Here is a 20,712-nt window from a genome sequence, read left to right as displayed (position 1 = left end):
GTCGCCGCGAGCGTACGGTGTCCGGCCTGCTCGGCGGGTGTCACCCGCTCCGTGGGCCGGGCGCGTCGCCCCCATTCGCCGATCGCGGTACCGGTGCGGGCGGCCGACGGCCCGTCCCGGCGCCGCACCCCCACGCGCTCCCCCGCGTACACCCTTGCGCTCGTATGCGCGCCATCGGGCCCGGGCATGCCCTGACCGACTGTCCGACCTCGCTCTCAGCACGGACCGACGTCGTCGAAGGGGGAGGTGCGCGGTGCACGGACCGGTGTCGTCCGGCTGGCTGCTGGTCGCGCTGTGCGCGGTGACCGGGGGGTACTGCCTGCTGCGGATGCGCAGTGCCGTCGAGGAGCAGCGCCTGGCCGCGGGGGGCGAGGCGCTGATGGGGTTCGGCATGGCCGCGATGGCCGTGCCCGCGGCGGTCGTGGCACCGCCGCGCTGGGCCTGGCTCGCCTATGCGGTCGTGTTCGGCGCGGCGGCGGTGCGCGCGCTGTGGTCGGCCCGCGCGAGCGCGCACCATCTGCACCATCTGGTGGGCGCGCTGGCGATGGTCTACATGGCCGGGGTGATGGTCGCCGCGCCGGGCGCGGGCCACGGCGGAGCGGGCCTGCCCCTGGTGACCGGGGTGCTGCTGGCGTACTTCGCCGGCTACGTGCTGTGGGCGGGCCTGCGGCTCATGCCGGTGCCCGTGGCGACGGGAGCGCGGGCCGGGGCGCCGGGGGCCATGGGCTGGGGCGACCGGCCGGAGCTGGCGCGGGCCTGCCGACTGTCCATGGGCATCGGGATGTTCGCGATGCTGCTGACGGTCTGAGCGGCGTCGGCGGCCGGGTGGGACAGCGGTTCGTCCGGTCGTGGGCCGTATCCGGCCGTGGGCTGCGTCACTTCGGTGGCGCCGCCCATGTCGCGGTGCACCGGACCGCTCATAGGCTGCGCCTCATGATGGTCCCCGCGGCGTTGTTGCTGCTCGGCGCCCTGATCGCCGTCGTCGCCCCGCGGCTGCTGGCCCGCGCCGACTGGCCGGACCGTGAACCGGTGGTCGCCCTGTGGGTGTGGCAGTGCGTGGTGGCGGCCGTGCTGCTGTGCTGCGTGCTGGCGATGGCTCTGAGCGCGGCGGCCGCCTGGGCCGCGGTGCGCGGGCGGGTGTTCGCGCCCGCGCCGGACGGGGTCGTGGAGGCGTACGCGCTGGGCGGCGGCAGCCGCTGGGCCGTGGGCACCGCCGTGGCGCTCGCCTGCGGGGGGCTGTGGACCGGGGCGATGCTGGTCCGCGAGATCGTCCGGGCCCGGCGGCAGCGGCACCGGCGTCATGCCGAACTCCGCCTGCGCGCACCCTTGTTGCCCGGCGAGGAGCCGGACGGCGACCGGCTCGTGGTGGTGGAGGGCGAGCGGCCGGACGCCTGGTGGCTGCCCGGTGCCGCGCCCCGACTGGTCATCACCACGGCCGCGTTGCGCCGGCTGGAGGAACGGCAGGTGGACGCGGTGGTGGCCCATGAGCAGGGGCACGCGCGGGCGCGCCACCACTGGCTGCTGCACTGTGCGGCGGCGCTCGCGGGCGGCTTCCCGCGGGTGCCGGTGTTCGCCGCGTTCCGGGACGAGATGCACCGGCTGGTCGAACTCGCCGCCGACGACACCGCCTCCCGGCGCCACGGCCGCCTCACCATCGCCCTCGCCCTCGTCGGCCTCAACGAGGACCGGGGCGTCTTCGGGCCCTGCCCGACCCCGGAGGACCATGTGCCGCGGCGGGTCGACCGGTTGCTCGCGCCGCCGCGGCGTCTCACCCCGGCGCGTCGGCTGCGGTTGACCGCGTGCGCCGCGCTGGTGCCGGTCGTGCCCGTGCTGGTGGCTTTCGTTCCCGCTTTGCGGGCACTCGGTAGGTCGTGACATGGCAAAGAGGAGATAAAGAGCAGCCCAAGGACAACGTGCGACGCGACGGCTTTGCTCCGGACGCGCCGCGTGACAGTGATCTCACGCCCCGGCGTTGGCCCCGGACCCCGCGAGTCGGCCAGGATCGCTGTATGCACACCCCCACCGTCGACGCGCCGCCCCACCGGCCGTCGGCCACCCGCACCGTCCGCGCCGCCGCGGCCTTCGCGGCCTCCTCCGTCCTGCTGCTCGTCCTGGTCGCGATCTCCTGGGCGCCGCTCATGTCGCTGGACGAGAGCATCGCGAACACCACCCACGGATGGGCTGTCGCGGACCCCGTCCTCACCCATGCGTTCCGCATCCTCACGGACTGGGTCTGGGACCCGGTGACGATGCGTCTGCTGGTCGCGGCCGCCGCGGTCTGGCTGGTGTGTCGCCACCGGGAATGGTGGCTCGCCCTCTGGCTGGCGATCACCTGCGCGGTGGGGACGGCACTGCAGCAGGGGCTGAAGGCGGCCGTCGGCCGGGAGCGGCCCGCGTGGCCCGACCCCGTCGACTCCGCGCACTACGCGGCGTACCCGTCGGGCCACGCCATGACGGCCACGGTCGTCCTCGGGCTGCTGGTGTGGCTCCTGCACCGCTACGGCGCCGACCGCGTCGTCATGCGGACCGCCGTGGCGGTGGCCGTGGTCTCCGTCGTCGGTGTCGGGCTGAGCCGGATCTGGCTGGGCGTGCACTGGGCGTCGGACGTGCTGGGCGGCTGGCTCCTGGGCGGCCTGACGATCGCGCTGGCGGTGCTGACGTACGAGAAGTGGCGGGCCCCGAGGCGTACTTGACCGGGCGCGGGCGGGCACGAAAGATCGACGGCATGACGGTCGAAGGGGTTCTGTTCGACTTCTCCGGAACTCTCTTCCGTGCGGAGTCCACCGAGTCCTGGCTCCGTGCGGTCCTGAGGGACGCCGGAATCGTCCTGCCCGAGTGGGAGGCGCTCCGGGCGGCCGAGGCCCTGGAGCGGGCCGGCGCGCTGCCGGGCGGGGCGTACCCGGCGCAGCCGCCGACGGGCGAGCCGGGTGAGCTGTGGGCGGCGCGGGACCGGAGCGCCGAGCAGCACCGGGCCGCCTTCACGGCTCTCTCCCGCCAAGTGCCCCTGCCCGACCCCGCGCTCCACGACGCGCTCTACGACCGCCATATGACGCCGTCGGCGTGGAGCCCCTACCCGGACGCCGCCGAGGTGCTGGCCGCCCTGGGGGAACGCGGGATCGCCGTCGGGGTGGTGAGCAACATCGGCTGGGATCTGCGGCCGGTCTTCCGGACGCACGGCCTCGACGCGTACGTCGGCACGTACGCGCTGTCGTACGAGCACGGCATCCAGAAGCCGGATCCGCGGCTCTTCGCGCTCGCCTGCGAGGCGCTCGGCGTGGACGCGCGGAAGACGGTGATGGTGGGCGACGACCGGCGGGCCGACGGCGGTGCGGCGGCTCTGGGATGCACGGTGCACTTCGTCGACCATCTGCCCGCCTGCGCACGGCCGGACGGGCTGCGGCCGGTGCTGGATCTGGTGGGCTGAGGGCCGTCGGGCCCGGTCGCCCGAGGCGGGCCGGACGGTCGAGTCCCCTTCGCCGACGGGCCGTTCACCGACGGGCTGTTCACCGACCGGCCGGGGCACCACCGCCGGACGTCCGTCCCGGACCGTCCCCCGTGCGGCCCGGGACGAACGACGGCCGGGCGGCGGCTCGCTGGGTCGCCACCCGGAAGCGCCGAGTATAGTTCGCCGGCCGTGAACCGACGCGGGAGTCGCGGGAGGTCCTCGCACGGCACCCCGGTCGGTCGGGCCCCGCCCGACGCGGTGTCCCGCCCGACGCGGTGTCCCGCCCGACGCGGTGTCCCGCCCGACGCGGTGTCCCGCCCGACGCGGTGTCCCGCCGGTCCCCGAAGGGTCCGGCGGGACGGATGACGGAGATCCGTCGCGGTGCTGCTACCGGGCGAAGTAGTCCGGCTGCGTCTGCACGTTGAGCTCGGACATGCTGACCTTCTGGGCAGGGTTCGTCCGCGGGTCGTCGAGCTTCAGGACGTCGAAGCCCTTCACCAGGTCGTTCGAGTAGATGTAACCGTTGTAGTAGTACGCCGACCACGAGCCGCCGCCCACCAGGGTGCTGGTGGAGATGGGACCGCGCTCGAAGTAGGCGATCTCCTCGGGCTTGGCGGAGTCGGTGAAGTCCCAGACGGAGACGCCGCCCTGGTACCACGCCTGGACCATGATGTCCTTGCCCTCGACCGGGATCAGCGAGCCGTTGTGGGCGACGCAGTTCTCGGTGTCCGCCTGGTGGCGGGGGATCTTGTAGTAGCTCTTGAAGACGAGCTTGCGCTCGTCGCCCTTGCCGGTGATCTCGTAGATGCCGTCGGCACCCCGGTTCGGCCCGATCGCCGTGTTGCAGGTGGCCGCGCCGCCGCCGCCCAGCTCGTCGGTGAAGACGACCTTGTCGGCGTCCTGGTTGAAGGTGGCCGAGTGCCAGAACGCGAAGTTCACGTTGTCCTGGACGCGGTCGATGACCTTCGGCTTCTTCGGGTTCTTGATGGAGAACAGGATGCCGTCACCCATGCACGCGCCGGCCGCCAGGTCCTTCGACGGCAGCACCGTGATGTCGTGGCAGCCGGTGGTCTTGGAGACACCGGGGTTCGTGGGCGAACCGGGGTTGCCGCCGCCGTCCGCGCCCTCACCGGGGAACAGGACCGGGAAGCCGACCACCTTCGCCCGCTCCGGGTGCTTGCGGGACACCTTGATGACCGAGATGCCGTCGTGCGGGGGCTGGCAGTCGGGGAACGCGGCGCTCGGCGAGTACGAGGAGACGTAGACATAGACGTTCTTGCCGTCGGGCACCAGCGTGTGGGTGTGCGAGCCGCAGGACGTCTCGACGGCGGCGACGTACTTCGGGTGCGCCTTGTCGCTGATGTCGAAGATCTTCATGCCCTCCCACGACGACTTCTCGGTCGCGGGCTGCGTGGTGCTGTTGCAGGAGTTGTCGCTGCGCGAGGAGTCGGTGGACAGGAACAGCAGGTCGCCGGAGACGGAGATGTCGTTCTGCGAGCCCGGGCACAGCACCTGGGCGACGGTCTTCGGCGCCTTCGGGTCGCTGATGTCGAAGACCCGGAAGCCGTCGTAGTTGCCGGCGAAGGCGTACTTGCCCTGGAAGGCGAGGTCCGAGTTGGTGCCCGGCAGCGCCTCCTTGGGGATGTTGGTCAGGTGCTGCATGTTGGCGGAGTGGACGATCTCGTCCTGGCCGGGTATCTCGCCCGCGGCTATCGCCGCCCGCGCCTCGGCGGCGTCGCTCTTGGAGACCTTCTCCCGCACGGCGGGCGCGTCCCCGGGGTCAGGAGTCGCGGCCGCCGGTCCGGCGGTGAGCAACGCGGCCAGGAGACCGGCCGCCGTCGCGGCGACCCCCAGACGTCTGCGCCGCGTCCGAAGGTTGTTCAACAGGGTCACTGTGTCCTCCCGTGTAGCCGTTCGCGGTCGAACGGTTCAGGCTCCTCCGAAGTATCGTCTTCATCATGCACAGATCAACAGACGGCAATGTACTTGTAACGAACAAATTTGATCACCGATCAGTGAAAGCGTGTGAGGAAAGTTCGTCAACACTCAAGAGGCGTACACCCGTTGCCGTGTCCCAGGAGGCCACTGTGCTCGTTCGCCGCCCATCCCGCGCGCCGCTGGTCACGGCCTCGCTGACGGCCGTTCTCCTGGCGCTCGCGGGGTGCGACTCGGGGTCCGGGGCGGACCCCGACGGTGGTTCCGCCCGGTCGAGCGGACCGGCGGTGATCGCCCCCGGAAAACCGGGTGAGGCGGCTCAAACCCTTTCGCCGGAAGAAGTTGAGAAGCAGCGGGCGGAGGATGACACTCCGAATTCAGCGGACTTCGACTACGCACGCATGATGATCGTGCACCACACCCAGGCCCTGGAGATGACCGAACTCGCCCCCGACCACGCGAAGTCGACCCAGGTGAAGCGGATCGCCGAACGCATCTCGGCCGCCCAGAAGCCCGAGATCGAGGCCATGGAGGGGTGGCTGAAGGTCAACGACGGTGACAAGCGGGAGACTTCGCACGACCACGACGCCATGCCCGGCATGGCGACCGAGGCCCAGATGAAGGAACTCGGCTCCCTCGACGGGGCGAAGTTCGACCGGCTCTTCCTGAAGCTGATGATCACCCATCACGAGGGGGCGATCACCATGGCCACGGACGTGAAGGCACAGGGCAACAACATCCTGGTCGAGGAGATGGCCGACGACGTGATCGCCCAGCAGGCCACGGAGATCAGCCGCATGCGCGACCTGACGACGTAGTCGGCGGCCCCTGCCGGTCCGGCGGCTCAGCGCCGGGCGTGGCGGGGGCCGAGCAGGCCCTCGTCGCGCGCCCCGGCGATCAGCCGGAGCGACTTGCGGCGGCTGTGCCCAGTCGCGTGCATCACGGCGAGGACCGGGTCGTGGCCGGACCGCTGCGCCGCGAGGTACTCCTCGGCCACCAGCCGCCGCCCCTCCACCCCGCGCGGCCACGCGGGCCTGGCCCGGCGCCCGGGTCCGTGCGAGGTTCCCGGCAGCCCCTCCTCGGGGTACTCGGGCGTGGTGCCGCACACCTCGAACAGCGGGCCCTCGATCCAGTCCGCCAGCTCCGTCAGGTCGTCCAGGGACAGCGGTGGCTGGGCACGCACGTCCTCCAGGGACAGGCGGCCCTCGCAGACCACGGCGAGCACCTCCACCGCGGCGCCGTCCGGGAAGGCCAGCCGCGCGTTGAACCATGCCGTGGCTCCGTCGTGCCCCTGCACCTCCCAGGCGGGCCGCACGCTCACGGCGCCGTCCTGCCAGTGGCGGTCGGAAAGATTGAGAATGGATGCTTCCAGCACATACGCAACGTAAGCGCATGATCACATTCACTGCGAATAGGCACGCATACCGGGGGCGTACGGCACCCCGACGGCGCAGCACCCCTGCCTCGCTTCCGCGCCCCTCCCCCGGCGGGCCGGGCGGTGCCATCCTGGAGACACCAGCGATCTCCTCGCGCAAAGGAGTTCCGCCGTGCTGCGTGTCGCCGTCATCGGTTCGGGGCCGAGCGGGTGCTACACCGCCCAGAGCCTCGTCCAGCAGGACCCGGACGTGCTCGTCGACGTACTGGACCGGCTGCCGTGCCCGTACGGCCTGGTGCGCTACGGGGTGGCGCCGGACCACGAGAAGATCAAGTCGCTGCAGAACAACCTGCGTGGCGTGCTGGAGCACGAGCGGGTGCGTTTCCTCGGCGGTGTCCGGGTGGGCCCGGACGGAGTGGGTACCGCCCGGCTGCGGGAGCTGTACCACGCGGTCGTGTACTGCGTGGGCGCCGCCGCCGACCGCCGGCTCGGCATCCCGGGCGAGGAGCTGCGCGGCAGTTGGTCGGCCACCGAGTTCGTCTCCTGGTACAGCGCGCATCCGGACGCGACGGCCCGCGCGTTCGACGGGCCCGCCCTCGGCGCGCGGACGGCCGTGGTCATCGGCGTCGGGAACGTCGCGGTGGACGTCACCCGCATGCTGGCACGCGGCGCGACCGAGCTGAGCCCCACCGACATGCCGCAGGCCGCGCTGGCCTCCCTCGCCGCCAGCGAGGTCACCCGCGTCCACATGGTGGGCCGCCGGGGCCCCTCGCACGCCCGATTCACCACCAAGGAGCTGCGCGAGCTGAGCACCCTCCCGGACACCCGGGTCGACGTCAACCCGGCCGAGCTGGAGCTGGACCCGGACTACGTCGACCCGTCCTCCCTCCCCGCCGCCCGGCGTCGCAACGTGGAGGTCCTGCGTGGCTGGGCCACCGCGCCGGCCCCCTCGGGCCGTCGCCGCATCCGGCTGCGCTTCTTCCTGCGCCCCGTGGAGATCCTCGCCGACGGCGACCGGGTCTGCGGCGTACGCCTGGAGCGCACCGCACCCGACGCTCACGGCGGCCTGACCGGCACCGGCCGCTACGAGGAGATCGAGGCACAGTTGGTCCTGCGCTCGGTCGGCTACCGGGGCGTCCCCCTCGACGGCCTCCCCTTCGACCCGGCCCACGGCACGGTCCCGCACAGCGCCGGGCGGGTGCTGCGCGACGGCCGGCCCTCTCCCGGCGAGTACGTGGCCGGCTGGATCAAGCGCGGCCCCACCGGAGTGATCGGCACCAACCGCCCCTGCGCCAAGGAGACGGCGACATCACTCCTCCAGGACGCGCCGGATCTGGCGGCCGGGCACGTGCCGGACGACCCGGTGGCAGCCCTGCGCGCGGAGGGGTGCGAGCCGGTCGAGTGGTGGGGCTGGCAGGCGATCGAGCGGGCCGAGGCGGCGCTCGGGGCCTCGCTGGGCAGAGGTGTGGTCAAGCTCCCCGACTGGGAGTCGCTCATGACGGCGGCCCGCACCGGCCGGCCCTGAGCGGCGCCGGCGCACACCGCCGTACGGCGGGGTCGGCCGCTCACCCCCGCTGGAGGAGTCGGGCCGGGACCGTCTCGGCCAGGATGCGGTAGCCCTCAGGGTTGAGGTGCAGCCAGTCGCCGTCGTGGAGGCCGGGCAGGAGCCGGCGGGGGTTCTGCGGGTCGCGGACCGCGCGGTCGAAGTCGATGACGGCGTCGAAGCGCCCGCTGGTGCGGATCCAGGTGTTGACGGCCTGCCGCGCGGCCTCGCGGTGTCCGGCGGTGTCGTCGTAGGGGGTGTTGCCGCCGAAGGGCAGGAGGGTCGCGCCGTGGACACGGATGCCCTGGGCGTGCGCGCGGACGACGATCTGCTCGTAGGCGGCGATCAGGTCGGCGGTGACGCGCTGCTGGGCGGCGGGGGTGGCCTCGGCGGTGCCGAGGTCGTTGACGCCCTCGAAGACGATCAGTTGCTCGACGGCGCTGTGCGCCAGGATGTCGCGGTCCAGGCGGGCGAGGGCGTTGGGGCCGAGGCCGTCGTTGAGGACGCGGTTGCCGCCGGCCGCCAGGTTCACCACGGCGAGGTGCCGGGTGCCGGGCCGCTGCTGGAGACGGTCGAAGAGCTGGTCGGGCCAGCGGTTGTTGCCGTTGGTGGTGGAGCCCCGGCCGTCGGTGAGCGAGTCGCCGAGGACGGCGACCGAGGTCGTGGCGGGCCGGGACAGCACCTCGATGTCGCTGAGCAGGTACCAGTGGTTGGTCGGGGTCGCGCCGGGGAGGTCCGTGTCCTCGGTGCGGTCGCCGTGATCGAGGTACGAGGTGGTGCGGGAGCCGGGGTGCGAGGTGAGGGCGAGCGAGGCCTGCCCCTCGGCCAGGTACGCGGTCACCGTGAGGACGGTGCCCGGCCGTAGCGTGAAGTCCAGCGGGTCCGAGACCACTTGGGCGCCGACCGGTACGGTCGTGGACTCCCGGCCGCTGAATGTCACGGTCCGGGAGGTGCCTGGTTCGATCGCCGCGACCCCGGCCCGCCCCTCCAACGGCAGGGCCACCGTCACGGCGGTCAGCGGCAGCGCGCTGCCGCCGAAGGCGTTGGAGAAGCGCAGCCGGACACGGTCGCCGCCGGTGGTGACCCGTACGGTCTGCCGCAGGGTGGTGTCGACCAGTACGGCCCGCTCCCCGGTGAACGGCGCCGGGGGCATGTTGCCCGGCTCGGTCAGTTGCGGCATGGCGGACCAGGTGTTCACCCAGTGCCGGGCGGACGACGCCGTCTCGCCCGTGCCGGCCCCCTCCGCCCGCCGGGGGCTCCCGACCAGGGCGACCACGGCGGACGACGCCACCACCAGGGCCAGGGCGAGGACGCAGGTGGCGAGCACGGTCACAAGCGGCGCCCGGCTCGACGACTCGACGGGCTGTGGGCTGCTGAGCGGTCGCAAGTGCGGTGCCTTTCTCGGAGGTCGGGCGGGGCGGACCGTGTCCGGGCGCGCACCGGGCGGGCGCCCGCCCGGAAAGGGCCGGCCGGAGCAGGGCACGAGGGATCGGGTCAGGGCAGGGCGGGTCGGGTCGGGTCGGGTCGGGTCGGGTCGGGTGACGTCACGTCACGTCAACCGCTCGTGCACGCAGCCCCGTTGAGCGAGAACGCAGAGGGCGCGGCGCTGTTGCCGGTGTGGTTGGCCTGGTAGCCGATGCTGACGCTCGCGCCGGGGGCGATCGCGGCGTTGTACGAGGCGTTGGTCGCGGTCACGGCGCCGCTCGTCGGGCTGTACGTGGCGCCCCAGCCGCCGGTGACGGTCTGTCCCGAGGGGAGGGTGAAGCCCAGCTTCCAGCCGTTGACCGCCGTCGTACCGGTGTTGGTGACGGTCACCGACGCGGTCAGGCCGGTGCTCCAGGCATTGGTGGTGACGGTCACCTTGCAGGGGTCGGCCGGAGGCTGGGGCGCGGGGCCGGAGCCGTTCAGGCCGAAGAAGGTGAGGACGCGCTCGGCCATGCCCCAGGCGTAGAGGTTGTGACCGGTGCCCTGGAGGCTGATGGCCTCGACGGGGGCGCGGTCACCGGTGCCGCCGTAGCGGGTGCGGGTCCAGCCGGACTGGGGCGAGTCGGTGGCCGACGGTGTCTGGCCGACGCCGTGCACATTGGTCCACTGCTTGATCTCCTCGCCGAAGTTCGGATAGCGCAGCACGTCGTCGGTGGTGCCGTGCCACAGCTGCATGCGCGGGCGGGGTCCGGTGTAGCCGGGGTGGGCCCCCCGGACGAGATCGCCCCAGGCCTGCGGAGTGCGGATGACGTTGCCGTTCGCGCAGTCGCTGTTCCACTCGGAGCCGTTGGTGGTGGCGAAGCAGGCGAAGGGCACGCCCGCGAAGGCGGCGCCGGCGGCGAACACGTCGGGGTAGTCGCCGAGGAGGACGTTGGTCATCATCGCGCCGGAGGAGATACCGGTGGCGAAGATCCTGCTGGTGTCGGCGCCGTAGGTGCGCACGGTCCAGTCGACCATGGACTTGATGCCCACGGGGTCGCTGCCGCCGCCGCGGGTCAGCGCCTGCGGGGAGGCGACGTCGAAGCACTTGCTGCTGCGGGTGACGGACGGGTACACGACGATGAACCCGTAACGGTCGGCCAGCGAGGCGTATTCGGTGCCGTTGTACATCGCCGGTCCCGAGCCGGTGCAGTAGTGCACGGCCACCACGATCGCCGGCTTCGTGGTGACACTGTCCGGCACGTACAGGTACATCTGCAGGTTGCTGGGATTCGTGCCGAAGCCCGTGATCTCGGTGAGCGCGGCCCGGGGAGCGGCCTCGGTCCTCGCGTCCGCCGCGGCGGCGGTGGGCGCGGTCAGCAGTGTGGCCGCGAGCAGCGGCACCAGGGCCGCCAGCAGCGTGAGGAGCACCGAGCGCGGCGATGTCCGTGCCCGGTCGTGGGGGGTGGGGGTCACGTCGTCGTGCCTTCCTGTGACGGAGATCGGCAGAAAGGAGGGGCGGTTCAAAGGAGGGGCGGTTCAGATGAGCGGATCAGCATCGTGACATGGGCATGGTGGCCATGGAAGCGCTCCCACACGTCGAAAGAATTCGCTCGCGCCACCCTGACGACTTCGCCCCGCGGTCGCGCCGGACATCGCGCGCCGCCCCCACCAGGCCCGACCCAATGTCTTTTGCGCAAAGCGTTGACTAGAAAGCGCTTGCCCTCTACGTTCCGTTCAGCAGTGTGAACCGGCGGCCGTACCCCCACCCCAGGGTCCGGGCCCGCCGGAGCAGGCCCATCTCCGGGAAATCGCTCCACCTGCACCATCGAGATCCATGCCGCATCCCTTTTGCTCGTGCGCGGCAATCAGAACAATGAATCTGATTCATGTACATGGCCCGACAGCATCTCCCCTGAAGGGACGCACCCGCATGCGTACCGTCCCCCCACGCACACAGGCGCAAAGATCGGCTCTGGTGGCCGCGGCGGCCGCCCTGGTGACGACCGCCACCCTCGCCCTGCCGCACTCCGCCGCCGCGGCGGAGACTTCCCCGGTCGGCTTCGGCGCCGGGACCACCGGTGGTGGCGGCGCCGCCCCTGTCACGGTCTCGACGCTCGCCGCGTTCAAGGCCGCCGTCACCGGCGACACGGCCAAGGTCGTCCGCGTGAGCGGCCTGATCTCGCTGAGCGGCCAGGTGGACCTCGGTTCCAACACCACGGTGCTCGGCGTGGGTTCGTCGTCCGGGTTCACCGGCGGCGGCCTGCGGATCAAGGAGAGGACCAACGTCGTCGTCCGCAACCTGAACATCAGCAAGCCGGTCGCGCCCGCCGACGGGATCACGGTCCAGGAGTCCACGAAGGTGTGGATCGACCACAACTCCTTCTCCGCGGACCGCACGCACGACAAGGACCACTACGACGGCCTGCTGGACATCAACCACGGCTCGGACAGCGTGACGGTGTCCTGGAACACTTTCAAGGAGCACTTCAAGGGCTCACTCGTCGGCCACAGCGACAAGAACGCCTCCGAGGACACCGGGCACCTGAAGGTGACGTACCACCACAACCATTTCAGCAACGTGTACTCGCGCATCCCCAGCCTGCGCTTCGGCACCGGGCACTTCTACAACAACTACGTGGACGGCGCCGAGACCGCCTGCCACTCGCGCATGGGCGCCCAGATGCTCGTGGAGAACAACGTCTTCCGCAACACGGGAGTCGCGGTCACCACGAACCGCAGCAGTGACGTGGACGGCTACGCGAACCTGCGCGGCAACGACCTCGGTGGGGCCGCCACCGAGATCTCCCGGGTGGGCAGCTTCACCGCCCCGCCCTACGGCTACACCGCCGAGCCCGCCTCCTCCGTCGTCGCCTCGGTGACGTCGGGCGCGGGCGCCGGGAAACTCTGAGCTCCACCACCCCCCATCCGCTCGGACAACAGAAGGAATCGGGACATGACTTCTGCAGCACGTCCGCGTGCCCGCACACGCGCGCTGACCGGCACGCTCGCCGCGTTCAGCCTCTCGTTTGGCATGATCATGACTAGCGGGGCCACTCCGGCGAACGCCGCCACCTGGCCGTCCGCCAACGGCAGTCAGCCGGTGTCCTCCACCATCTCGGTGTCGGGCACCAGGGACGGCGGCATGGTCCGCTACTACGGCAGCGGCGAGCTGGCCGGCGACGGCCAGGAGGAGGGCCAGGACCCGATCTTCAAGCTCGCGGCCGGCGCGACCCTGAAGAACGTCATCATCGGCGCGCCCGGCGCCGACGGCATCCACTGCGAGGGCAACTGCACACTGCAGAACGTCTGGTGGGAGGACGTCGGCGAGGACGCGGCGACCTTCCGCGGCGGCTCCACCTACACGGTGACCGGCGGCGGCGCCCGGAAGGCGGCGGACAAGGTCTTCCAGCACAACGGGCCCGGCACCCTGAACATCTCCAACTTCGCGGTCAGCGAGTTCAAGACGCTGTACCGCTCGTGCGGCGACTGTTCCACGCAGTACACCCGCAAGGTGAACCTCAACAACATCGAGGTCACCGGGACGGGCTCCACCGCGCGGCTCGTCGGCATCAACGTCAACCGGGGCGACGTGGCGACCCTGCGGAAGATCACGATCCTCAACGACAGCGGCCGCAAGGTCGTCCCGTGCCAGAAGTACAACAACAACACCGCCGTCGGTACGGGCCCCGACAGCACCAACTGCCTGTACGCCTCCTCGGACATCACCTACCGGTGAGACCGCTCCTCACCCATCGGTGAGTCCCCCGGCGGCCGGACGACGCCTTCCCCCACGGGTTTCGTCCGGCCGTCGGCCATGTGCGGGCCCCCCTGCCTGAAACGCCCGCCGGGGGGTGGCCGAGGCGGTCACCGTCACAGGTCCGCCCCGACCGCTCTCACCAGATCTTGCGCTCCCAGAGCGGGCCGATCCGCTCCCACTCCTCGTCCCACTGGTCCATCCGCCGCCGCTCCATCCGGCCCCGGACGAGCCGGCCGCCCACGACGGGCACGGCGGCCACGAACAGTCCCGCGAGAGTGCCGACGAGCGTGGCGCGCAGCCTGGCCTGGGCCTCACTGGCGGGCTTGGTGACCAGCAGGCCCTCGGCGTCCGTCCACACGGTGACCGGGGCGCCCATCAGGGTGGCGGGGTCGACCCGTGCCTGTCCCTCGTGGGCTGAACCGTCCGGGGCCGTCCAGCGGACTTTCGCCCAGACCTTCTCCGCGCCCGTGCCGCTCTGGCCGGAGGGCTCCGGCGCGTCCTCCGTGAGGACCGCGCCGACCGGGCGCCACTCGGCGCGCTGGCGGGCGAGACCGGACTCCACCGAGTCGGCGGTCATGAGGCCCGTCGTCACCCCGCCGAACAGCGTCAGGGCCCAGGTGATCAGCACGACCCAGGACTCCAGCCGGTCGCTGCGTCGTCTGAGCGGGTTGCGCCGCCATCGCCACAGCCACACCTTCGGACCACGGAATGCCACCATCGGAGGCACCCTCCCTCGCACACGCAGGACTGCCGGACCGCTCTCCCATACGGCGGCGGCCCGCCACCTGCTCATGCGACGTGGGTCACCCCACCCGGCCCGGCCGGTCCCCCGCCCCGCACACCACGTCCCTCCACGCCCGCTGACCTGCGGCGAAGGCGACTCAGGGGGTGACTGTCAGTGGCGGGGTGCAGACTGACCCATGGCTGAGACGACGACGTCCAGGAGGTGGCCGGGATGGCCGAGGTACTGCTCACCGTAGGCACGCGCAAGGGGCTGTTCATCGGGCGGCGGCGCGGTGACACCTGGCAGTTCGACGAGACACCGTACTTCAACGCGCAGGCCGTCTACGCGGTCGCCATCGACACCCGTACGGACACCCCGCGGCTCCTCGTCGGCGGCGACAGCGCCCACTGGGGCCCCTCCGTCTTCCACTCCGACGACCTCGGCCGCACCTGGACCGAGCCTGCCCGGCCCGCCGTCAAGTTCCCCCAGGACACCGGTGCCTCGCTGGAGCGCGTGTGGCAGCTGCACCCGTCGGCGGCGGAGCCGGACGTGGTGTACGCGGGCACGGAACCGGCCGCGCTCTACCGCTCCGAGGACCGGGGGGTGAGCTTCGACCTGGTGCGGCCGCTGTGGGAGCACCCCACGCGCGACAGGTGGGTGCCGGGCGGCGGTGGCGAGGGGCTGCACACGATCCTCACCGACCGGCGCGACCCGCGCGCGATGACCGTGGCCGTCTCCACCGCCGGGGTGTTCCGCACCGAGGACGGCGGCGCGAGCTGGTCGCCCTCCAACTCCGGCGTCTCGGCGGTGTTCCTGCCGGACCCGAATCCGGAGTTCGGCCAGTGCGTGCACAAGGTCACCCGGGACGCGGTGACCCCCGACCGGCTGTATCTGCAGAACCACTGGGGGGTGTACCGCAGCGACGACGGGGGCGCTCACTGGGAGGACATCGGCGAGGGCCTGCCCTCCACGTTCGGGTTCGCGGCCGTCGCCCACCCGCACCGCGGGGACACCGCCTACGTGTTCCCGATCACCGCCGACGCCGACCGTGTCCCGGCCGACCGCCGCTGCCGGGTCTACCGCACGGCGGACGCGGGCAAGAGCTGGGAGCCGCTGTCGGCGGGTCTGCCGGCCGAGGACCACTACGGCACGGTCCTGCGCGACGCGATGTGCACGGACGACGCGGACCCGGCAGGCGTCTACTTCGGCAACCGCAACGGCGAGGTGTACGCGTCGGCCGACGACGGCGACACCTGGCACCAGCTGATGTCGCACCTGCCGGACGTGCTGTGCGTGCGCGCGGCGGTCGTGGGCTGAGCGGCGGGGGGAGGGAAGGACGTGAAGAAGCAGATACGGCTGAGCGACGGGCGACGGTGACCGCGCGGTCCCGGTACGGCGCAGAGCCCGGACCACGTGTCGTGGTCCGGGCCCTGCCCCCGTGCGGTGCCGCCCTGCGGCGGCGGTGCGTCAGCGCTGTGCGGTGTCGTCGCCCGTCTGCCCGGCGTCCTCGGCCGTGCCGGCCTTCTCGCGCATCTTGCGCAGCAGCTCAGCCTTCTGGTCGGCGGCGACCTGGCGGTCGAGGTTGCGGTGCGGACCGTTGTTCTGCCGTTCGGCGCGGGACAGCTTCTTGCGCTGGCCGCCGCCCATGCCCACGGGGTTGTTGATGTTCTTGCTCATGGGTTCTCCCGGAATGATGCGAAGTGGTCTACGGATTCATCGGTGGGGGACGGGCGCGGCGACGTCTAGGGACGTCAGCAAGGGCCCATCACGCTCTCACTCGTAAATCGGCGTCTGGAAGAACATGACCATGACGGTACCCGGTTCCGTCGGGCCCGCACACCACGTTTTTCGCCGTCCGGCCTGTACGAGGGGTCGTGGTGAGTGTCCTCCGGCCCGGCGAGGACGGCAACGGGCGTCGCGTCGTCGACCACCCCTCTGGCGTCGAAGGCGCTCGACGACCGCGCGGCGGCCGACGGTCATGCCGACAGCGGCTACGCGGCACTGATCGAACAGTTCCACAAGCCCTCCGCCTGACGGACGCGTTCGTCCCAGCCACCGGTAGGGGTGCCCGGCCGCCTCGGCGGACACGGGTCCGGCGCGGAGGCCTGCGCGCCGCCCGCGCCGGGACCGCACCGCTCGTCCCTGAGGGAGGCCGAGCCGGACGCCAGGAACCGACGCGACCGGGTGCGGCGGGCGGCGGGCGCGGTACCACGAGCCCACCCCTCACACGGCCCGAGGACCGACCTCCGAGCCACGCACGCGCGCCGTGCCCTACGGCAGGCGCCAGTCCACGGGCTGTGCGCCCTGCCGCAGCAGCAGGTCGTTGGCCCGGCTGAACGGACGCGAACCGAAGAAACCCCGGTCGGCCGACATCGGGGACGGATGCGCGGACTCGATCGCCGGAAGCTCTCCCAGCAACGGCCGAAGATTGCGCGCGTCGCGGCCCCAGAGGATGGACACCAGCGGCTTCCCCCGCCCGGCCAGCGCCCGTATCGCCTGCTCGGTGACCTCCTCCCAGCCCTTTCCGCGGTGCGCCGCCGGCTTGCGCGGGGCCGTGGTGAGGGCCCTGTTGAGCAACAGGACGCCCTGCTGTGCCCACGGCGTCAGATCGCCGTTCGACGGTCTGGGCAGCCCGAGGTCGGAGTGCATCTCGCGGTAGATGTTCTCCAGACTGCCCGGCAGCGAACGCACCTCCGGTGAGACCGCGAAGCTCAACCCGATCGCCATGCCCGGTGTGGGATAGGGATCCTGACCGACGATCAGGACGCGGACGTCGTCGAAGGGCTGCTGGAAGGCCCGCAGGACGTTCGCCCCGGACGGCAGATAGGTCCGGCCCGCCGCTATCTCGGCCCGCAGGAAGTCCCCCATCCCGGCGATCCGTTCGGCCACCGGCTCAAGGGCCTTCGCCCAGCCCGCTTCAACAAGTTCATGCAAAGGTCGTGGTGCCACGGCGCGTCACTCTACTGGCACACACAGACACCCCGCATACCCCGGGAAGGCCCCCGCACCGCCCGCCCCGCAGGCGCTACTCTTCGTCGTCATCCAGATCTTCGAACCGGTCGAGCAGGTCACGCCGCCGGTCACCGGGAAGGAGGGGACTTGTCGCATCCAGTGCTCAGGCCGCTCCGCCGCCATGGTTCTCACCTACGGCCCACCCTTCGTCCCCTCTACACGGGCCTCACGATGTGGACGTGGCAGGGGGTGCTGCCGCTCGATGGGGCGCCGGCCCCCCAGAGCGGCGCTCCCGTGGACCGGCGACTGCCGTGACCGGCGCGGCGCATCCCGTCGTGCTCGCCGTGGACTCCGGCGGCTCCGGACTGCGGGCGGTCCTGGCCCGGGGCACCGAAGTGCTCGGAGAGCCGGTGGCCTCCGGGGAACCCGTGCGGACCGGGGAACGCGGGATCGACGCCGGGCATCTGCTGGAGCGGTTGCTGCCCATGGCCCGGCGGCTGATCGACGAGGCCGGGTGCGGCCGTCCGGTCGCCGTGGCCGTCGGGGCCGCCGGGTTCGCGACGCTCGGCGAGCGGTTGCGCGCGGAGCTGCCGTCGGCGCTGACGCGTGAGTTGGGGGTGCGGCGGATCGCGCTGGTGGCCGACGCGGTCGCCGCGTACACCGGCGCCCTCGGTGTGCGGCCGGGCGCGGTGATCGCGGCCGGTACCGGGCTGATCGCGATCGGCACGGACCTGGAGAGCTGGCGCCGGGCGGACGGCTGGGGCCATCTGCTCGGGGACTGCGGCGGCGGGGCGTGGATCGGGCGGGCCGGACTGGAGGCGGCGCTGCGGGCGTACGACGGGCGCAGCGGTGGTTCGGCGCGGCTGCTGGCGCGCGCCGAAAAGCGGTTCGGTCCGCTGGACGGACTTCCCGGGCTGCTCTACCCGAGGCCCGACCGCCCGGCGGTCCTCGCCTCCTTCGCGCCCGAGGTGGGCGCGTGCGCCGCGGACGATCCGGTGGCGGCGGACGTCCTGCGCGAGGCGGCCCGGCACATGGCCGACGCGGCGGCCGCCGTCTGCCCGGCGTCGGGCGAGCCCCGAGTGGCCCTGACCGGCGGCCTGTTCAAGCTGGGCGATCCGCTGCGCGTCCCGCTGGCGGCGGAGTTGGCGAAGCTGCTGCCGCATGCGCCGCTGGTGCCGGCGGAGGGAGATCCGCTGGTCGGAGCCGTGCGTATCGCGGGCGCGCTGGCGGGTGAGGGTCCGGGGTTGCCGTACGACGAGCGGATGTTGTACGTGGTGGCCGAAAAGTAGTCCCCGCAAAAGGGAGCAATCCAGCCTGTCGGACAAGCACCACCGTTCGCACCCAAGTACGGCCCTCGATAGATATATGCGGTAGTGATCGACCCTGATCGGCCCGTAACTCATCAGACAAATCAGGACGGATACCGCTCACCTGCACCCTCCCCGAACAGGGGAGCCCAAGAAGCCAGTAACATGCGGCGCCATGAGCTCCCCCACTGGGCCCGCGTCCGGCCTGCCAGTACGAATGCCGCGACCCCGCCAGCCCGGGCGGCACCGCCGCCCGGAGCCCCTGGCGGCTCCCGAGGGCGCGCCCGCGCTCGTCCTCGCGGTGCCCGGCACGCCCAGCGCCGCCACGCGCGGCCTCGCCGAGGAGGTCGTGAGCATCGCGCGCTCCGAGCTGCCCGGCCTCGACGCCCGTATCGGCTATGTCGACGGTGGCGCCGACGAGTTCCCCACGCTGCAGTCGGTGCTCGCCCGCGCCGCCGAGGAGCGCACGGCCCGTTACGAGCAGGCGCGTGCCGCCGGCCTGGACGTCAAGGAGCCGGAGGGCCTCGTCGCCGTCGTCGTGCCCCTGCTGGCCGGCCCGGACAGTGCCACCCTGCGCCAGGTCCGCCAGGCCGTCATGGAGAGCCGTATCGCGGCCGAGCTGACCGATGTCCTCGGCCCGCACCCGCTGCTCGCCGAGGCGCTGCACGTGCGCCTGTCCGAGGCCGGTCTGGCGCGTGCCGACCGGGCCCGGCTGTTCACCGTGGCCACCGCCGCGGACGGCATCGTCCTCGCCACCGTGGGCGGCGAGGAGGCCGTGCAGGCCGCCGGGATCACGGGCATGCTGCTGGCCGCGCGCCTCGCCGTGCCGGTGATGGCGGCCGCCCTGGACCAGGAGGGCTCCATCACCTCCGTGGCCGAGCAGCTGCGTTCCTCGGGCTCCCAGCAGCTGGCGCTCGCGCCCTACCTGATAGGGCCGGAGATCGACGCCGGTCTGATCGAGGCCGCCGCGAAGGAGGCGGGCTGCTCCGCCGCCGAGGCGCTCGGCCCCTACCCGGCGATCGGCAAGCTGGCGCTCGGCAAGTACACCACCGCGCTCGGCATCGCGCCGCAGCAGCCGCAGGGCATGCCGGTTCGCTGAGCCGGGTGCTCCGATCCCGGACCGCGACCCGTACGGCCGAGGGCCCGCTCCTCTCGCAGGAGCGGGCCCTCGGCCGTATCCGTGCCGGGTTGCCGTTCAGACGTCCAGGACGACACAGGACGCCGCCGGCACCTCGATCGAGCCGCCGCGCACCGGTGTGCCCGACTCCGGGTCCACCGTGAACCAGGTGACGTCGCCCGACCTCTCGTTGGCCACGTACAGCGTCCCGGCCGCGTGGGCGAGGGCGCGCGGCCAGTGGCCGCCGCAGGACACGGTCGCGACCAGGCGCGGCCCGGCGTCCTCGACGGCGAGCACCGACAGGACGTCCGCGCCCCGGGTGGCGGTCCACAGGAAACGCCCGTCGGGGGACACGACGATGCCCGAGGGATACGCGTCGCCCGCGGGGGCTTGCGGGAGCACCGATATCTCTCGCAGGGGTTCCAGCGGGCCGTCAGGGGCCTTCCAGCGGCACACGGTGACCGTGGCGGCGAGTTCGTTCAGGACGTACACGGACACCCCGTCCGGTCCGTCGGGTCCGCCCGGGTGGAGGGCGAGGTGGCGTGGTCCCGAGCCCGGCCGCAGGGCCGTCTCGTGGAGGACGACGGGGACGCCGTCCTCCAGCGCGCACACCCGCACCGAGTCCGTGCCGAGGTCGACGCCGAGGAAGTGGCGGCCGTCCGGGGCGGGCACCACCTGGTGGGCGTGCGGTGCCCGCCGGTGAAGCGGGTCCGGCCCCGATCCCCTGTGCCGGAGCGTTCCTGACGCCGAGGGGGCGAGGGTGCCGTCGGGGCGCAGGGGGACGGCGGTGACGCTGCCGGAGCCGTAGTCGGCGGTCAGCACGTGACCGGTGTGCAGACACAGGTGCGTGGGGCCGCCGCCCACCGTCACGGGCGGCCCGGTCAACTCGGGCTCTTCGCCCGTCACCCGGTAGGCGGCCACGGCACCCTCGGTTCGCTCGCTGACGGCGTAGAGGGTGCCACCGCCCGGTGCGAGGGCGAGGTAGGACGGGTCGGGAACGTCGTCCGCGCCGCCGAGGACGGTCAGGGCTCCGCTCTCCTCGTCCACGGCGGCGACGAGGACGCCCGGGCCGCCCGCCGAGGTGAACGACCCGATGTAGGCCCGTCGTGGCCGCTGTCCGCCCGTCGCCCGAGGCGCTGTCGTCACTGTC

The 20,712-nt window shown here is 72.4% G+C and carries 20 protein-coding genes; 12 read left to right on the top strand and 8 right to left on the bottom strand.

The genetic code is table 11. The features are described from left to right. Positions 1–253 precede the first annotated feature (253 nt). From ACWCRJ_RS05595 to ACWCRJ_RS05580, 4 genes are all read left to right on the top strand, one after another. Positions 254–808: a DUF5134 domain-containing protein gene (locus tag ACWCRJ_RS05595; RefSeq protein ID WP_450938052.1), complete on the top strand. Its 555-nt coding sequence runs from the start codon at positions 254–256 to the stop codon at positions 806–808. A 125-nt stretch (positions 809–933) separates the two neighbouring features. Beyond that, positions 934–1,875: a M56 family metallopeptidase gene (locus tag ACWCRJ_RS05590; protein WP_450938051.1), complete on the top strand. Its 942-nt coding sequence runs from the start codon at positions 934–936 to the stop codon at positions 1,873–1,875. A 134-nt stretch (positions 1,876–2,009) separates the two neighbouring features. Further along, entirely contained in the window at positions 2,010–2,693 is a 684-nt protein-coding gene (locus ACWCRJ_RS05585) for a phosphatase PAP2 family protein (protein ID WP_450938050.1), read from the top strand. A gap of 32 nt (positions 2,694–2,725) precedes the next feature. Next, positions 2,726–3,424 (top strand): HAD family hydrolase, encoded by a 699-nt coding sequence (locus tag ACWCRJ_RS05580; RefSeq protein WP_450938049.1) that lies wholly within the window; start codon positions 2,726–2,728, stop codon positions 3,422–3,424. Positions 3,425–3,832: 408 nt separating this feature from the next. On the opposite strand, the gene ACWCRJ_RS05575 is transcribed toward ACWCRJ_RS05580, so the two are convergent. After that, positions 3,833–5,338 (bottom strand): LVIVD repeat-containing protein, encoded by a 1,506-nt coding sequence (locus tag ACWCRJ_RS05575; RefSeq protein ID WP_450938048.1) that lies wholly within the window; start codon positions 5,336–5,338, stop codon positions 3,833–3,835. Positions 5,339–5,532: 194 nt separating this feature from the next. Here ACWCRJ_RS05575 and ACWCRJ_RS05570 point away from each other — a divergent pair, with 194 nt between their 5' ends. Then, positions 5,533–6,198, top strand: a complete 666-nt coding sequence (locus ACWCRJ_RS05570) for a DUF305 domain-containing protein (protein WP_450938047.1) — start codon at positions 5,533–5,535, stop codon at positions 6,196–6,198. Between the two features lie 26 nt (positions 6,199–6,224). On the opposite strand, the gene ACWCRJ_RS05565 is transcribed toward ACWCRJ_RS05570, so the two are convergent. After that, complete coding sequence (locus tag ACWCRJ_RS05565; protein ID WP_450938046.1) at positions 6,225–6,755, bottom strand: DUF6214 family protein; 531 nt, start codon at positions 6,753–6,755, stop codon at positions 6,225–6,227. A gap of 172 nt (positions 6,756–6,927) precedes the next feature. Here ACWCRJ_RS05565 and ACWCRJ_RS05560 point away from each other — a divergent pair, with 172 nt between their 5' ends. Next, a complete protein-coding gene (locus ACWCRJ_RS05560) occupies positions 6,928–8,280 on the top strand; it encodes an FAD-dependent oxidoreductase (protein ID WP_450938045.1) in 1,353 nt (450 codons plus the stop codon). Positions 8,281–8,320: 40 nt separating this feature from the next. Here the strand turns inward: ACWCRJ_RS05560 and ACWCRJ_RS05555 are convergent, their stop codons facing one another. Then, on the bottom strand, positions 8,321–9,625 hold the full coding sequence (locus ACWCRJ_RS05555; RefSeq protein ID WP_450938165.1) for an SGNH/GDSL hydrolase family protein: 1,305 nt from the start codon (positions 9,623–9,625) through the stop codon (positions 8,321–8,323). A gap of 227 nt (positions 9,626–9,852) precedes the next feature. Beyond that, positions 9,853–11,178: an extracellular catalytic domain type 1 short-chain-length polyhydroxyalkanoate depolymerase gene (locus tag ACWCRJ_RS05550; RefSeq protein WP_450938044.1), complete on the bottom strand. Its 1,326-nt coding sequence runs from the start codon at positions 11,176–11,178 to the stop codon at positions 9,853–9,855. 457 nt (positions 11,179–11,635) lie between these two features. On the opposite strand from ACWCRJ_RS05550, the gene ACWCRJ_RS05545 reads away from it, so the two are divergent. Beyond that, positions 11,636–12,613 (top strand): pectate lyase family protein, encoded by a 978-nt coding sequence (locus ACWCRJ_RS05545; protein WP_450938043.1) that lies wholly within the window; start codon positions 11,636–11,638, stop codon positions 12,611–12,613. Positions 12,614–12,658: 45 nt separating this feature from the next. Beyond that, positions 12,659–13,441 carry a pectate lyase gene (locus ACWCRJ_RS05540; protein ID WP_450938042.1) on the top strand — a complete coding sequence of 261 codons (783 nt, stop codon included), beginning with the start codon at positions 12,659–12,661 and terminating at the stop codon, positions 13,439–13,441. A gap of 157 nt (positions 13,442–13,598) precedes the next feature. On the opposite strand, the gene ACWCRJ_RS05535 is transcribed toward ACWCRJ_RS05540, so the two are convergent. Then, the gene (locus ACWCRJ_RS05535) at positions 13,599–14,180 is read right to left on the bottom strand and encodes an Rv1733c family protein (RefSeq protein WP_450938041.1); all 582 of its coding nucleotides are present in this window, start codon (positions 14,178–14,180) and stop codon (positions 13,599–13,601) included. Between the two features lie 237 nt (positions 14,181–14,417). Between ACWCRJ_RS05535 and ACWCRJ_RS05530 the strand changes: the two genes are divergently transcribed. Further along, the gene (locus ACWCRJ_RS05530) at positions 14,418–15,503 is read left to right on the top strand and encodes a WD40/YVTN/BNR-like repeat-containing protein (RefSeq protein WP_450938040.1); all 1,086 of its coding nucleotides are present in this window, start codon (positions 14,418–14,420) and stop codon (positions 15,501–15,503) included. Positions 15,504–15,653: 150 nt separating this feature from the next. Here ACWCRJ_RS05530 and ACWCRJ_RS05525 read toward each other — a convergent pair whose 3' ends face one another. After that, positions 15,654–15,863: a DUF6243 family protein gene (locus ACWCRJ_RS05525; protein WP_046918376.1), complete on the bottom strand. Its 210-nt coding sequence runs from the start codon at positions 15,861–15,863 to the stop codon at positions 15,654–15,656. 204 nt (positions 15,864–16,067) lie between these two features. On the opposite strand from ACWCRJ_RS05525, the gene ACWCRJ_RS05520 reads away from it, so the two are divergent. Then, positions 16,068–16,220, top strand: coding sequence for a hypothetical protein (locus ACWCRJ_RS05520; RefSeq protein WP_450938039.1), 153 nt, complete (start codon positions 16,068–16,070; stop codon positions 16,218–16,220). Positions 16,221–16,457: 237 nt separating this feature from the next. On the opposite strand, the gene ACWCRJ_RS05515 is transcribed toward ACWCRJ_RS05520, so the two are convergent. Next, complete coding sequence (locus tag ACWCRJ_RS05515; RefSeq protein ID WP_059080573.1) at positions 16,458–17,135, bottom strand: uracil-DNA glycosylase; 678 nt, start codon at positions 17,133–17,135, stop codon at positions 16,458–16,460. Positions 17,136–17,449: 314 nt separating this feature from the next. Between ACWCRJ_RS05515 and ACWCRJ_RS05510 the strand changes: the two genes are divergently transcribed. Together ACWCRJ_RS05510 and ACWCRJ_RS05505 are read left to right on the top strand one after the other, a co-directional pair. Then, positions 17,450–18,427 (top strand): N-acetylglucosamine kinase, encoded by a 978-nt coding sequence (locus ACWCRJ_RS05510; RefSeq protein WP_450938038.1) that lies wholly within the window; start codon positions 17,450–17,452, stop codon positions 18,425–18,427. Positions 18,428–18,620: 193 nt separating this feature from the next. Then, positions 18,621–19,544 carry a sirohydrochlorin chelatase gene (locus ACWCRJ_RS05505; protein ID WP_086022912.1) on the top strand — a complete coding sequence of 308 codons (924 nt, stop codon included), beginning with the start codon at positions 18,621–18,623 and terminating at the stop codon, positions 19,542–19,544. Between the two features lie 96 nt (positions 19,545–19,640). Here the strand turns inward: ACWCRJ_RS05505 and ACWCRJ_RS05500 are convergent, their stop codons facing one another. Beyond that, positions 19,641–20,708: a lactonase family protein gene (locus ACWCRJ_RS05500; RefSeq protein ID WP_450938037.1), complete on the bottom strand. Its 1,068-nt coding sequence runs from the start codon at positions 20,706–20,708 to the stop codon at positions 19,641–19,643. Between the last annotated feature and the right edge of the window lie 4 nt (positions 20,709–20,712).

Source organism: Streptomyces sp. NPDC002324, from assembly GCF_053593335.1.
The sequence above is the reverse complement of the archived record's forward strand: the minus strand, read 5'-3'. Positions and strand labels throughout refer to the sequence as shown.